13 protein-coding genes (1 of these 13 only partly in view) are annotated in these 15,062 nt (G+C 53.2%); all 13 read right to left on the reverse strand.

Annotation, left to right across the window (positions count from 1 at the left end; genetic code table 11):
* Tightly spaced (at most 57 nt apart), the 13 genes in view from tyrS to PHN51_09150 form a layout consistent with a single transcriptional unit that may run on beyond the window.
* Positions 1-755, reverse strand: partial view of a tyrosine--tRNA ligase gene (gene tyrS / locus PHN51_09090; GenBank protein ID MDD2818930.1) — the 5' portion only. 538 nt of this gene lie to the left of the window's left edge; 755 of the gene's 1,293 nt are visible here — the first part of the coding sequence; its start codon is at positions 753-755; its stop codon lies off the left edge, out of view.
* 51 nt (positions 756-806) lie between these two features.
* A complete protein-coding gene (argH, locus tag PHN51_09095) occupies positions 807-2,216 on the reverse strand; it encodes an argininosuccinate lyase (protein MDD2818931.1) in 1,410 nt (469 codons plus the stop codon).
* Positions 2,213-2,734, reverse strand: a complete 522-nt coding sequence (gene argR, locus PHN51_09100; protein MDD2818932.1) for an arginine repressor — start codon at positions 2,732-2,734, stop codon at positions 2,213-2,215. The genes argH and argR overlap by 4 nt, the downstream gene beginning before the upstream one ends.
* Entirely contained in the window at positions 2,731-3,909 is a 1,179-nt protein-coding gene (locus PHN51_09105) for an acetylornithine transaminase (GenBank protein MDD2818933.1), read from the reverse strand. The genes argR and PHN51_09105 overlap by 4 nt, the downstream gene beginning before the upstream one ends.
* Positions 3,906-4,790: an acetylglutamate kinase gene (gene argB, locus PHN51_09110; protein ID MDD2818934.1), complete on the reverse strand. Its 885-nt coding sequence runs from the start codon at positions 4,788-4,790 to the stop codon at positions 3,906-3,908. Before argB ends, PHN51_09105 begins: the two co-directional genes overlap by 4 nt.
* A gap of 10 nt (positions 4,791-4,800) precedes the next feature.
* The gene (gene argJ / locus PHN51_09115) at positions 4,801-5,967 is read right to left on the reverse strand and encodes a bifunctional glutamate N-acetyltransferase/amino-acid acetyltransferase ArgJ (protein ID MDD2818935.1); all 1,167 of its coding nucleotides are present in this window, start codon (positions 5,965-5,967) and stop codon (positions 4,801-4,803) included.
* Entirely contained in the window at positions 5,964-6,992 is a 1,029-nt protein-coding gene (gene argC, locus PHN51_09120; GenBank protein ID MDD2818936.1) for an N-acetyl-gamma-glutamyl-phosphate reductase, read from the reverse strand. Before argC ends, argJ begins: the two co-directional genes overlap by 4 nt.
* Before the next feature lie 57 nt (positions 6,993-7,049).
* Positions 7,050-9,533, reverse strand: coding sequence for a phenylalanine--tRNA ligase subunit beta (pheT, locus tag PHN51_09125; protein ID MDD2818937.1), 2,484 nt, complete (start codon positions 9,531-9,533; stop codon positions 7,050-7,052).
* The gene (gene pheS, locus PHN51_09130; GenBank protein ID MDD2818938.1) at positions 9,533-10,642 is read right to left on the reverse strand and encodes a phenylalanine--tRNA ligase subunit alpha; all 1,110 of its coding nucleotides are present in this window, start codon (positions 10,640-10,642) and stop codon (positions 9,533-9,535) included. Before pheS ends, pheT begins: the two co-directional genes overlap by 1 nt.
* Positions 10,643-10,699: 57 nt before the next feature.
* Positions 10,700-12,538, reverse strand: coding sequence for an adenylyl-sulfate kinase (gene cysC, locus PHN51_09135; protein ID MDD2818939.1), 1,839 nt, complete (start codon positions 12,536-12,538; stop codon positions 10,700-10,702).
* Positions 12,539-13,450, reverse strand: coding sequence for a sulfate adenylyltransferase subunit CysD (cysD, locus tag PHN51_09140; protein ID MDD2818940.1), 912 nt, complete (start codon positions 13,448-13,450; stop codon positions 12,539-12,541).
* A complete protein-coding gene (locus PHN51_09145; GenBank protein MDD2818941.1) occupies positions 13,447-14,268 on the reverse strand; it encodes a hypothetical protein in 822 nt (273 codons plus the stop codon). Before PHN51_09145 ends, cysD begins: the two co-directional genes overlap by 4 nt.
* A 21-nt stretch (positions 14,269-14,289) precedes the next feature.
* The gene (locus PHN51_09150) at positions 14,290-15,045 is read right to left on the reverse strand and encodes an RNA methyltransferase (protein MDD2818942.1); all 756 of its coding nucleotides are present in this window, start codon (positions 15,043-15,045) and stop codon (positions 14,290-14,292) included.
* Positions 15,046-15,062: the final 17 nt, after the last annotated feature.

Consider the following 15,062-nt stretch of genomic DNA (forward strand, 5'->3'; position numbering starts at 1 on the left):
GGACTCGTCAGTGCTGGGTCCAGCCAAATGGTTCCGGATTCAGTTTTACCAAATTTCGTACCATCAGCCTTGGTGATCAACGGAGTTGTCAATGCAAACACCGAGGTTTGTTCAGTACGTCGAATGAGATCTACGCCCGCAGTGATGTTGCCCCATTGATCAGAACCACCCGTTTGTAATACACATCCGTAACGACGAAAGAGTTCTAGGTAGTCGTACGACTGCAATAACTGGTAACTGAATTCGGTATAGGAGATTCCGTCTTTAGCTAAACGTGCTGCCACTGCTTCGCGATCAAGCATCCTGTTGACACTGAAGTGCTTGCCGATGTCACGCAAGAATTCCAGCACTGAAATGTCTTTTGTCCAGTCGTAGTTGTTCACCACGATCGCGGCGTTAGGTCCGTCAAAGTCATAAAAGCGTTCTAACTGGCCACGAATTCGACCGACCCATTCTTCAACAATGTCTTGGGAATTGAGATTGCGCTCCCCCGTCATCTTTGGGTCACCGATTAAGCCTGTCGCCCCACCAACGAGGGCGAGTGGGCGGTGGCCTGCCTGCTGAAAGCGACGAACAGTCAGGATCTGTGCCAGGTTTCCTAAATGAAGGCTCGCAGCCGTGGGATCAAAACCGCAATACAGGGTTATCGAGCCTGCCGACAGCGCCTCATGCAATGCACCTAGATCGGTGCTTTGTGCAATCTGTTCCCGCCACAACAATTCCTCGATGATGTCCACGGGAACATCTTGACGCACGGCTTTCCCCAATGTGCTCCGGGCACACCGAATGACTCATAAGGACTCTGGTTAGCCCCAGCGCAAGCGTTCCTTGTGCAACATTGAATCGAGAGCACTGAGCTGTTCGACCACACGTGCTGGTGCAGTGCCGCCAAAGGCGTTACGCGAATTGAGAGAACCGTCTACTGACAGCACTTCACGTACTTGTGGATTGAGGTGTTCGCTGATCTGCGCCAGATCTTCGTTAGTGAGATCCCATAACTCGATACCTGAGGACTCTGCTCGTTGTACACACGCACCTGCAACTTCATGCGCAACACGGAAAGCTACGCCCTCACGCACGAGCCATTCCGCAATATCCGTTGCTAAGGCAAAGCCTTGGGGCGCAGATTGCGCCATGAGCTCGGTGTTGAATTTCAGCGTTGCAATCATTCCTGTCATTGCGGGAAGTACTAACAACAGCTGTTCAACGGTATCAAAAACTGGTTCTTTGTCTTCTTGTAAATCTCGGTTGTATGCGAAAGGCAAGCCTTTAAGCGTTGCCATTAATCCAGTGAGATTTCCAATGAGGCGACCAGATTTTCCACGTGCAAGTTCAGCAACATCTGGGTTTTTCTTTTGCGGCATGATCGATGAACCCGTTGACCAGGCATCATCAAGTTGCGCCCACTGAAATTCTCGCGAAGTCATCAAAATTACTTCTTCACCAATGCGCGAAAGATGAACGCCAATCATGGCCGCGACGAACAAGAATTCAGCGACCCAGTCTCGATCACTTACTGCGTCAATTGAGTTCGCTAGTGCTTCGTCAAACCCAAGATCCTGCGCAACACTTTGCGGATTCAATCCCAAAGAAGAACCCGCTAACGCACCAGCTCCAAGTGGTGAGCGCGCAGTGCGCTTATCCCAATCAGATAAGCGCTCTAGATCGCGCCCGAGAGCATGCACGTGCTTGGCTAATTCGTGACCAAATGAAACAGGCTGTGCATGCTGAAGATGTGTAAATCCAGGCGATGTCGTATTGACATGAGCCTTGGCTTGCTCAAGGAAAGCCTGTTGCAAGGCAATGACTTCTTGCGCGATATAGCGCACCTGATCTCGCAAATACAAACGAAAATCCGTTGACACCTGATCGTTACGGCTACGACCCGCGCGTAGCTTTCCACCGAGGTCACCGAGCTTGAGCATCAAATTACGCTCGATAGCAGTGTGTACGTCTTCGTCGTCTGCATCGGGAATAACTTCGCCCGACTGCACCTGAATTAAGAGTTCACTCAGCGCATTGGTTACCAGAGCAAGTTCATCTGCAGTAAGCAAGTTCGCATCGTGAAGGACCTTCGCATGTGCTTGTGTCTGGGCAATGTCATAAGGAGCCAAGCGCCAATCAAAGTGCACCGAACGACTTAATGCCGCCATGGCGTCGGACGGGCCATCGGTGAAGCGTCCACCCCAGAGTCTGGTTGGCTGAGCTTGCGTCACGATGTTCTCCTTTGTTTTGCATTGAAATCAACACTGTCAGACTTACGATCTGCAAGCGAAAGTAGATTGGCACAGAATTCCTCTGCCGCTTCATTAGTGTGCATGACCACCATAATCGTGTCGTCGCCAGCAACAGTTCCAACGATTGAATTGAAATGCGCGCGATCGAGATAGCCAGCCAGATAATGCGCTGCACCCGGTGGAGTGTGAAGCACCGCAATGTTCTGTGCAGCAACGGCACCCACAAGGACTTCTGTGACAACTCGACTAATCGTTGTTGGAACCGCAAGATGAGTAACCACCGGACTCCGCGAAATCACATACCGTGAACCAGAGGAAGCATCATGGGTCTTCACAGCCCCGAGCGCCTCTAAGTCGCGACTGAGCGTGGCTTGCGTAACTTCCATACCTTCTGTTGCGAGAACACTACGGAGCTGTTCTTGCGAACTGATGGTGCCCGATTCAATCAGCGATTCAATACGTGAGCGCCGTGCTGCCATTGTTGTGAGTGCGCTCATGATTGCTCGCTTAGTTCAGCAATTGCCCCAGCCCAACGCACCAACACTTCGTCAATATCGGAATTGGTGATGTTGAGCGCTGGAGCCATGCGTATTGCATCACCAGCAACTGCGTTCGTAAGCAATCCATGCTTACGCAGCAATGGTTCTAGGTCACCACTTGCGATGTCCGTCAGCACCGCAGCCCTGAGCAATCCTTCACCACGGACATGCGACACATGCCCTTGGGATACTGCAGGAAGTTCATTTGCCAGACGTTCACCCATGGCCTGTGCATGTGACAGCAACTGCTCTTCTTCAATCGCATCAAGTACCGCAAGAGCCGCTCGCGCCGAAATCGGATTTCCACCAAATGTTGATCCGTGTGATCCTGGAGTGAAAAGATTTGCAGCGTCACCGAAAGCAATTAATGCACCGATGGGAAGGCCGCCACCCAATCCCTTTGCTAGCGTCACGACATCGGGCATTACTCCCGTACTTTGATAAGCAAACCAATGGCCGGTGCGACCAACACCTGTTTGCACTTCATCAAGAATCAAGAGCGCACCAGTGTCATCGCAGACAGATCGTGCGTCGGCTAAATATCCTGCCGGTGGCACAACAACGCCACCCTCACCTTGAATTGGTTCCAGGAATACAGCAGCAGTTTCCTTTGTGACGGCGGCTCGAAGTGCTGCACTGTCGCCATAAGGAACAACCGTGACTTCGCCAGGAAGCGGCCTAAACGGATCTTGTTTGGCTGGTTGAGCTGTCAAAGCTAGGGAACCCATAGTGCGGCCGTGAAAGCCGCCCGAAGCAACCACCACGTGGGTGCGCTGTGTGAGACGACTGAGTTTGAACGCAGCTTCGTTGGCTTCCGCGCCCGAGTTGCAAAAGAACACTCGTGAACCTGCAGGAGCATGACTTAACTGCAATAGGCGCTCAGACAATGCAAGTCCGGGTTCAGTTGCGTAGAGATTGCTGGTGTGCCCAATCGTGTTCAGCTGTTCTGTGATTGCTTTCACGAGGGCCGGATGACCATGACCTAGCGCATTAACTGCAATCCCTGCAATGAGATCCACGTACTCATTCCCAGAGTCATCCCACACACGCGAACCTGCACCTCGAGTCAACATCAAGGGAGGTTGCCCATAGTTCTTCATCATGCTGGCGTCCCAGCGTTGTTGCCAACTCATGCTTGCACCGGATACACCATCGTGCCAATGCCATCGTTAGTAAACACTTCGAGAAGCACTGAGTGGGCTACTCGTCCATCAATGACGTGAGCTTGTGGCACACCACCATCAATTGCGCGAACACATGCTTCCATCTTTGGAACCATGCCCGATTCCAGCGTGGGAAGCATTTTCCGCAAAGCATCAACATCAATTTGCCGAATGATTGACGACTTATCTGGCCACTTCGCGTACAGGCCTTCGACATCAGTCAGAACGACGAATTTCTGCGCACCCAATGCCTGCGCTAATGCCGCTGCAGCAGTATCCGCGTTGACGTTGTAGACCATGCCATCTATGTCTCTAGCCACTGTTGATACAACAGGGATGAATCCATCATCAAGAAGTTTTACAACGAAATCAGGGCGCACCTCGGTAACGTCACCAACCTGACCAATATTCACCAACTGACCATCGACTGTGGCATCACGGCGTTCTGCAATGAACGTGTGTGCATCTTCGCCTGACATACCTACAGCAAATGGGCCGTGATCATTGATGAGCCCAACGAGTTCCCGCTGCACTTGACCGACCAACACCATTCCAACAATGTCCATCACTTCTGGGGTGGTGACCCGTAGCCCACCTTTGAATTCAGAGGTGACACCTAGTTTTTCGAGCATCGAATTAATTTGGGGACCACCACCGTGCACAACAACTGGCCGCAATCCTGCCAACCTCATAAACACAATATCTTCGGCAAAACTTGCCTTTAATGCATCGTCGGTCATCGCATTGCCGCCATATTTAACGACAACTGTTGCACCGTGGAAACGTTCTAACCACGGCAAAGCTTCGGCAAGTACCGCCGCTTTTGACGATGCTTGATTCACGTCAGTCATGTCGTGCCTCTCAGGTTGAGTACGCAGAGTTTTCGTGTACGTAATCTGCGGTTAGGTCATTGGTCCACACAGTGGCTTCACTCGCGCCAGATCGCAACACGACAGTGATGTCCACCTGGCGATTGGCCAAGCTCACGAGTGAACGATCTTCGCCGAGCCCACCATTGCGACAAATCCAAACGCCGTTCATTGATACATCAACGCGCTCTGGATCAAAGGCCGCTTTTGTCGTTCCGGCAGCAGCTAACACCCGACCCCAGTTTGGATCTTCACCGTGAATTGCGCATTTCAAGAGGTTGCTCCGCGAAATAGCACGCGCGACTTCGAGCGCATCACTGGTGCTCGCGGCTTGCTCAACAGTGATCTTGATGTCTTTGGATGCGCCTTCGGCATCATGAATGAGCTGCTGTGCAAGATCGGCGCACACCTGTGTGAGCACAGATGTGAACTCCTGAGCATCAGGCTGCACACCGCTAGCTCCGCTGGCCAGCAATAGGACCGTGTCATTCGTCGACATGCATCCATCGGAATCAATTCGATCAAAACTCAATGCTGTTGCGGCGCGAAGTGCTTCATCAGCAACGTCAGCATCGATAACTGCGTCAGTCGTGATGACTACCAACATGGTTGCCAGCGCAGGAGCAAGCATTCCTGCACCCTTTGCCATACCACCAATGACATAACCAACGCCCGCGCTTTCGCTCTTTTTCGGGACGCTGTCAGTAGTCATAATGGCGAGCGCAGCATTCGCACCACCGTCGTTCGTCAGTTCATTCACACACGCATCAATACCCGTGCGAATCTTGTCCATGGGTAACCGTTCGCCGATGAGCCCCGTGGAACACACAGCGATCTCGCCGGCACCCACCTCCACTCCTAGTGCGCTGAGCGCGGCAGCAACGTGCTCTGCCGTGTGATGTGTGTCCGCAAAGCCCTCAGGCCCTGTGCACGCATTTGCGCCACCAGAGTTAAGGATCACAGCCCGTAACTCTTGATCAAGCAATACTTGCTGAGACCACAGCACTGGAGCGGCCTTGAAACGATTACTGGTGAACACACCCGCGGCTGTGAACATCGGCCCTTGATTGACCACTAACGCAACGTCATGATTCCCGGAAGCCTTAAGCCCAGCCTTCACTCCCGCTGCGACAAATCCTTGAGCAGCCGTAACACTCATGGTGCAACTCCGTTCGTGGTGAGACCCAGAGTCTCTGAAAAACCAAGCATGAGGTTGGCATTTTGCACCGCTTGACCGGCCGCACCCTTACCTAAATTGTCAATCGCACTCACAACAATCACCCGCTGCACATGTTCATCAAATGTCAGCTGAATCTGCGCGGCATTCGTACCGAAGACCGATGAAGTGTGCGGGAGGACACCTTCGGGAAGTATTGAGACAAATGATTGAGCCTCGTACGCTGAAGTCAGCGCGGCGCGAAGCTGGTCATAACTCACTCCAGCCTTCACCTTCGCGCTACAGGTCGCCAAGATGCCGCGTGGCATCGGCGCCAATAGCGGAGTAAACGACAATGAAACATCGATGCCAGCCGCACGGCTTAATGACTGCTCCATTTCAGGTGTGTGTTGATGTAGCCCGCCAACCTTGTACGCACTCATCGAACCCATCACCTGAGTTGCCAGGAGCGAATCAGATGGTTTACGCCCAGCACCTGATGTTCCTGAAGCTGCCACAACGAATACATCGTCGTTATCCACCAGACCAGCAGAAAACAGCGGCGCAAGCGCGAGAGCAACCGAAGTTGGGTAGCAGCCCGGGTTTGCAACTCTCGTAGACGTTTTGACCTTTTCGCGATTGCCTTCAAGTTCTGGCAACCCATAGGTCCACGTGCCCGCGTGTGGCAACTGATAAAACTGCTCCCACTTATCGGCCTTGGCTAAACGAAAATCAGCACCAAGATCAACGATTGCAACCGAAGCGGGCAACTGTTGGGCAATTGCAGCACTTTCTCCGTGTGGCAGTGCAAGGAAAGTCAGATCCGCGTCGGCAAGAGCCTTTACTTCAGTGTGGTCAAAAGTGCGATCTGCGAGCCCAGCGAGATTTGGATGCACATCAATGATGCGCTCCCCTGCTTTTCCACCCGCTGCGATGCACCCCAATTCAACTTCAGGGTGCGCCAGCAAAAGCCTGAGCAATTCTCCTCCGGCATAGCCCGAGGCTCCAGCAACACTGATCTTGACCATGGCATAAGTATACGCATATGCGCATATTTATACATTCTTTGGGTGGGTAACCCTCAGCTAGGCACCGCGCAGGGACACCCCATGGCGCGCGACAGCCAGATCGATGGCGCCCTGACGGGCTGCTGCGATCTCTGTGGCTTCCAAAGTGCGATCCGATGCTCTGAATCTGAGCGCAAAGGCCAACGAGCGGGCACCTTGTGGAACTTGCTGGCCACGATAGATATCAAACAGGCGCACTGACTCCAGCAACTCCCCAGCGCCTTCAATGATCGCCGCAGTCACCGCTGCGGTATCCACATCGTCGGAAACGATCAGTGCGATGTCTTCCTTGGCTACTGGTTGCCCCGATACGGCAGGTGCTCGCCTTGTGCTCACAGACTGGAATACCAACGCATCAAAATTCATTTCAATGGCACATGTCCGAGCCGGCAACCCGCAAGCCTCGATTACCCGAGGATGCAACTCTCCGGCAACCCCAACCACTGTTGCGTTGATCGTCAGTTGTGCACATCGACCAGGGTGAAACGAATCATCAGACCCGCGAGTCACTACGAGTTCGGCACCGGTGGTGTTCGCAATTACCTTTGCGATTTCGATGGCATCAGCCCAGTCGAAACTACGGGAAGCATTCGACCATGTTTGCAAGGACTCTTCGCCCACCAATACCGCAGCAACCGAAGTCGACTGCAGAGGAAGCATCGCATTGAGCCCACTCCATTCATCGACAGTCGGCTTTTGAGTGACGCTAGGGCGGGCAACTGATTTGCCTAGACCGCTACGCACCACAGAGCCGAGTTCGAAAATGAAGAGATCCTCGTTGCCACGGCTGATGTTTCGCTTGGCAGCCGAAATAAGACCTGGCAACAAAGATGCGCGAAAATACGGCTGCTCCTCGTTCATTGGATTCGCAAGTCGAATCGATGAACGTCGATCATCACTTAGGGCAATGCGCAACGCATCAAACTCTGCATCCCCGACAAACGGATAGTTGAGCACCTCAACGCCTCCGCGAGCCGCCAGCGCCATGCCCACTCGACGTCGAAGACGCTGACTCAAGGTCAGCCCGTGTCCAACTGCAGCTGTGGGCAAACGTGAAGGAACAGAGTCGAAGCCGATAAGGCGGATAACTTCCTCGACAAGATTGGCGGGATCGGTGATATCTGATCGCCAACTTGGAACGCCAACATCGAGCACGCCATCGTTCGCGGTCACGTCACAACCAACTGCCTCAAGAAGACTTACAACGCTCGCTTGATCAATGACCATTCCAGCGATAGCACCCGGTTCACCTGCACTGAGTTCAATACGGGTTTGAACATACGGTGCTTCGACGGCAGTCATGCCGACATAATCACCGCCGCCAAACTCCAACAACAATGCAGCAGCGCGAGCAGACGCATACGGGGCAAGCACTCGATCCACGCCGCGCTCAAAACGACGCGAGGCCTCAGAAGACAACTTATGACGCCGCGCCATACGAGCTACAGACCCATCGTCGAAGTGTGCAGCTTCTAAGGCGATGGCCGTTGTCTGATCATCAATCTCAGTAGCAAAACCACCCATGGTGCCCGCAAGGCCGATAGGACCGCGGTCATCAAGGATGACGAGATCATCGCTATTAAGTTTTCGCTCAACATGGTCAAGGGTTTCCAGCACCGTGCCATCAGCAACATGACCTGCGCGTACGGAACCTTGCAATTTATTGACATCAAACGCATGCAGCGGTTGACCAATTTCAAGCATGACGTAATTCGTCACGTCAACCGCAAGCGAAACAGGACGCATGCCACAAGCCACAAGTCTTTGTTGCATCCACGCAGGTGATTGCGCACCTGGGTTGAAACCTGTGATGGTGCGAAGAGTGAAGAGGCCACAGGCTTGTTCATCATCAGATCCACAAGACACCGGGGCACCATTGCCTGACGGCGCCGGTAGGTCAGCCAATTCCAGGCCTGGGTCAACGAAGTTCAATTTATAAGCAATCGCCAGTTCGCGTGCTAAACCTCGAATAGATAATGCATATCCGCGATCCGGGGTGACAGCAATGTCGAGAATTTCCTCACCAACGCCAACTATCGGCTTCGCATCTGTACCGATGCTATTTCCAGGCGCAAGAATCATGATGCCGTCGTGATCATCTCCAAGCCCCAACTCACGGGCCGAGCAAATCATTCCATCCGAAAGCTTTCCATATGTTTCACGCTGGGCAATCTTGAATCCACCTGGCAATTCAGTACCCGGCAACGCAACGACAACATGGTCACCTTCAGTGAAATTTCGTGCGCCGCAGATGACACCGCGAACTCCACCATTTTCGGTACCGACATCAACCTGACACCAACGAATTGGCTTCTTAAATTCCGTGAGTTCCTCAATGCTGACAACATGTCCGACAACCAAAGGCCCGATAACACCTGCGCCAAGAGTCTCGACGGTCTCAACTTCCAAACCAGCATTAATGAGCTTCTCAGCAATTGCACGGCCGTCTTGATCAGCGGGAATAGCTACGAATTCTCGTAACCATGACACAGGGGCACGCATTACGACTCCAAACCAAAAGCTCGAGTGAAGCGCACGTCGCCTTCAACCATGTCACGCATGTCGGTCACTCCATTACGGAACATCAACGTGCGCTCAATTCCCATACCGAAAGCAAAACCTCGATACCTCGTTGCATCGATTCCCACAGCCGTGAGAACGCGAGGATTCACCATGCCGCAGCCGCCCCACTCAATCCAACCTTCACTGCCACAGGTTCTGCATGGATTATCTGGATTGCTGATCGATTCACCTCGGCAAACAAAACACTGCAAATCAATTTCCGCACTGGGTTCCGTGAACGGGAAATATGAGGGACGCAGACGGGTGCGAATACCCGCGCCAAACATCTCTTGCGCAAAGTGATCAAGCGTTCCCTTGAGATCAGCCATTGTCAGGCCTTGGTCAACAGCTAAACCTTCAACTTGATGAAACACCGGTGTGTGGGTCGCATCAAGTTCATCTGTTCGGAATACGCGACCCGGTGCAACAACATAGATAGGTACTTCACGGTCGAGCATTGCACGAATTTGAATGGGCGAAGTTTGAGTTCGCAGCACAACGCCGCTCTCTGGCGATTCAACATAAAACGTGTCTTGCATTGTGCGCGCTGGATGATCAGGTGGAACATTCAGTGCATCGAAGTTCACCCAATCGGCTTCGACTTCTGGCCCTTCAGCAACGTCATATCCCATAGCAATGAACACATCGCAGATGCGTTCCATCAAAGTAGTTAACGGATGACGACCACCCAGAGGTGAGCGATCAACGGGCAAGGTGACGTCAACTGTTTCTTCATTCAAGACTTGCGCATCGCGTAAGGCTTGCAGATCAGCCTCGCGCGCATCGAGAGCATCCTTGATTTGCCCACGAGCAATACCCATGCGTTTACCCGCATCTGCCTTAGCGGCTGGAGGGAGCGCGCCAATCTCACGATTCGCCAGAGCCAACGGCGAGCGATCCCCTGCGTGAGCCAAACGCACTTCTTTCAAATCAGCCAAACTTGCTGCCCCGGCGATTGCGGTGAGCGCTTCGGCAACGACAGCATCAACAGATTCAGCGCTCAGCGCCGAGACCTGCTTGGGGTCAAAGGAGGTGTTCGGTCCAGACATAAGGCCCTGAGTATGTCATGCGCAAGCCCTCATAGATCGAAGGCCGCCACGAGGGAATTACTCACCAAGGATGTGACGAACCAACTCGCTCGCCGCAGCGTCAAGATCCCCAACTCCGCGGAGAATGAGATCCGGATGCTCAGGAGCTTCATACCCTTGGCCTGCTCCTGTCATATTCGGCAGATTGCCGGCAGCAGCTTTGGCATATAGGCCCTTGGGATCACGTTCTGAACACACTTCAACAGGAGTGTCGACGTAAACCTCGAGGAAGTCGCCTGCATCGAAGAGTTCCTTAGCGGCACGACGGTCAGACCGGAATGGCGAAACCAAAGCCACGAACACCACGACACCAGCATCCATCATGAGTTTTGCCACTTCAGCAACGCGGCGCACATTCTCGGCTCGATCCTCTGGAGTAAAGCCAAGATCCTTATTGAGGCCCATGCGCACGTTGTCACCATCGAGGACGTACGTGTGAACACCGAGTGCATGCAGTTTGCGTACAGCCGCATCTGAGATCGTCGATTTACCTGAACCAGGTAGACCTGTGAGCCATAAGACCTTGCCCTTATGCCCCATGAGTAGCTCTCGAGCTTCACGATCAACGTCGTAACTATGCGCAACAACGTTAAACGCACGACGCATGGCGTGACGGGTCAACCCTGCCGCAACCGTGTCGGCGGTGACGCGGTCAACGAGCAAGAAACCACCGGTGTCTCGCGAAATTGAATATGGATCCATCGGAATCGGGCGATCGGTTGCGATTTCCACGCGACCAATGCCGTTCATTTCCAACACACGTGCGGCGTGCTCCTGACCCGTAACTACATCAAGGCGATGACGCACATTTGTGACGGTTGCAGGCACCGAACGAGATCCAGAAACCAGCAAATAGGAACGGCCATGTGCAAGTGGTTCTTCACTGAGCCACACCATATCTGCGGCAAAACGATCAGCCGGTTGCAATTGATCGTCGCCGGCAATGACATCACCCCGAGTGACGTCTACTTCATGATCCAGCGTGAGCGTTACGGCTTGACCTGCAGCAGCAACCGCTAAATCTCCACCGTAGGCAACGATGCGATCAACGATTGCGGTACGACCTGAATCTGCCACCACAATTGAGTCGCCAGGCTTGACGGAACCGGACACCACAGTGCCCGCATAACCACGGAAGTTTCCTTCAGCGCGCACGACGTATTGCACTGGAAAACGGAAGGCACCTTCTACGGGATCAGCTCCTGGCTCCCATTGCGCAAGTGCTTCAAGCAGAGTTGGCCCGTGATACCAATTCATCGCTTCACTTTGGATCGTGACGTTGTCACCCGTGAAGGCGCTCATAGGAATAGCGAGCACTTCCTCAACATCAAGACGTGCAGCAGAAGTTCGAATTGTGCCCACGATTTCTTCGAAAGTAGCGTGATCGAAATTCACGAGGTCCATCTTGTTGACCGCAATGATGACTGTCTTCACACCCATGAGTGCACAAACAGTGAGATGCCTAAAGGTTTGCGGACGCACACCTCGTGCCGCGTCAACCAACAACACTGCGACATCGCCATTTGAGGCAGCAACTGCCATATTGCGGGTGTACTGCTCGTGACCAGGTGCGTCTGCGATCAGCACTCGGCGACCATTGGGCAAATTCATGTGACGGTAAGCAACGTCAATCGTGATGCCCTGTTCGCGTTCAGCTTCAAGGCCGTCAGTGAGGAGTGAATAGTCAACTTCGCCGACGGGGATGGTTGATCCACCGCGGCGCGTTGTCTTGGCATATTCAAGTTGGTCAACAGGGACACTCTCTGTTTCAACCAACAATCGACCGATCAGCGTTGACTTGCCATCGTCTACTGAACCACAGGTGACCAAGTGAAGTACTGGTGTGATGGTGGACATTTAGAAGTAACCCTCCGCCTTCTTGGCTTCCATCGAACCGCCACCTTCACCGTCAATTAATCGACCAGCGCGTTCTGAAATTCGAGATGTTTCCATTTCGGTAATGAGATCGTCGATGTTGTCTGCTTCAGACTCAACAGCACCGGTGAGCGGATAGCAGCCCAAGGTACGGAAACGAACGGAACGCATTTCCACTTTTTCGCCATCGCGCAGAGGGAAACGCTCGTCATCAACCATGATTAAGGAACCATCGCGCTCAACGACAGGGCGTTCCTTGGAGTAGTACAAGCCAGGAATGGGAATGTTCTCGCGACGGATATACCGCCACACATCAAGTTCAGTCCAGTTCGAAAGCGGGAATACTCGCATCGATTGGCCTTCGGCAAGAGAAGTATTTGCCGTGCGCCAGAACTCGGGACGCTGCTTACGCGGCTCCCAACGATGTCCGGGCTCGCGCAATGAGAAGACTCGCTCCTTTGCACGACTTCGCTCCTCATCTCGACGAGCTCCACCGATTGCAGCATCGAAGCCATACTTATCAATGCCTTCACGCAACGCGACAGTCTTCATCAATCGTGTGTATTCATGCGTTCCATGAGTAAAGGGACTGACCTTGTCAGCAACGCCTTGCTCGTTGATTGCAATCTTGAGATCGAGGCCTAGCTCTTCAACTCGTTGATCACGGAATGAAATCATTTCCTGAAATTTCCAGGTGGTGTCAACGTGCATTACTGGAAAAGGGATTGGGCCGGGCGCAAATGCCTTCAACGCCAGATGCAGCAGTACTGAAGAGTCTTTACCGATGCTGTACAGCAACACAGGGTTGCGAAATGCAGCAGCGGTCTCACGGTAAATGTGGATCGCTTCTGCTTCGAGTGCATCGAGTACTGCCTCATAAGGAACATTGGTCATGCTTCAGACATCACTTCCTGGCCGTATTCATCATTTTCTGCCAACGCCATGGTGCCGTCGCCGAATCTTGGATCTTTGCCTTGCGCAGCGATAGCCGCCGCACGCGCCGCACGCTTGGCCTCGGCTTGCGCTTGCCCATCTGCAATAAATGCTGCATCTAGTTCTGGGGCATGTGCGTTGGTATGTGGGTGCCGTGCCTGAATCCACTGATCCAACTGCGGACCGGACTCAACGGATGTGATCAGGCAATAACGAGGCTTATCCCCTGGATGCCACACGGAGTGATACAGCCGCTGTGTATCGATGACAACCTGCGCACCAGCAGGAAGTGGGACACGAGTTTCGGTGGCAGGATCGTCTTTGTCTTCCCGCAGAAGCATGACTGATTCACCATCGTCGGTCAGATTGAAGAATGCCCGAACGATCCAACCTGTGCCTTCAGGATTCAATCGATTGTTGTCATCACGATGCAGGTTATACACAGCATCGGCGTAGGTATTGGGTTGCAACTCAATGACTCGGCAACGGCCAATATTTGCATTAAAGGCCAACGCACGCTCAGTCAAAATTGGAGCGATCGCAACATTTTCCTTAACCCAGACACCGTCTTTGTCGGTCTTGGCCGGAGTGTGATTCCAGAACCCATCACATTCAATATCCCCGTAGGCACTAGCGAGCGGCGCAAACCGAGTGTCTCCAGAGGACTTCCAATCAACGTAAATGAGGTCATCCCATTCACGTGGGTCAGCGCCTTGATCGTACGAATCTACGATCGCAAAACCGGTTTCATTCAGGACAGGAAGCTTTAGGTACGACATGGCACACCCTTTCGCATCGACTTATCCCAGTTTCCCATGCAACCGCGCTGCATCGGCGTACAGACATACAGCTGCAGCAGCAGCTACGTTGAGAGATTCCGCACGCCCATAGAGCGGAATACGCACCTGCACATCAGCCATATTGCGAGCTTCAGCGCTTACGCCAGGCGCCTCTGCTCCAAAGATCCAGCAAATTGACTGGTTCCTTGGCACTGAACCTAGCCAATCGAAGATGTCTTCCGCCCCATCCCCAGTTGCAACTGCGAAGACCATGCGAGAAGGATCTATTCCTGCCCTGACATCCCCGAGTTGCACTTCAGTGGCAATGGGTAGATGGAAGAGAGATCCGGCACTTGAGCGCACGCACTTGCCATTAGTGGGATCCACGGACCCGCCTGTAAGAATCACGCCACTAGCACCCGCTGCATCAGCAGTACGAATAATTGTTCCCGCGTTGCCTGGATCACTGACCCCATCGAGCAGCACTGTGGCCGGCCCGCCACCCACAAGAACATCCCGAGTATCGGCGCTGTTCCATCGGCAGGTCGCGACAATGCCTTGGGGACTGTTGGTCTCCCCTAAAGCATCCATCACTGAGTCACTTACAAGGGTGATGGGCAAGTGCGCAACGCACTCAAGTAGTTCGGCATCTAATCCCTCAGTTACGAATACCTCTTCAACGAGCGAGGTAGCTGCAGCCTCACGGACGGCTTGTGGCCCCTCAACAAGGAAAAGGCCGGCATCACGCCGGCCTTTCCTTGAATGCAGACGCCGCACAGAAACAACTCGGTCCG

It is taken from the genome of Candidatus Nanopelagicales bacterium, from assembly GCA_028687755.1.
Lineage (GTDB): Bacteria > Actinomycetota > Actinomycetes > S36-B12 > S36-B12 > UBA11398.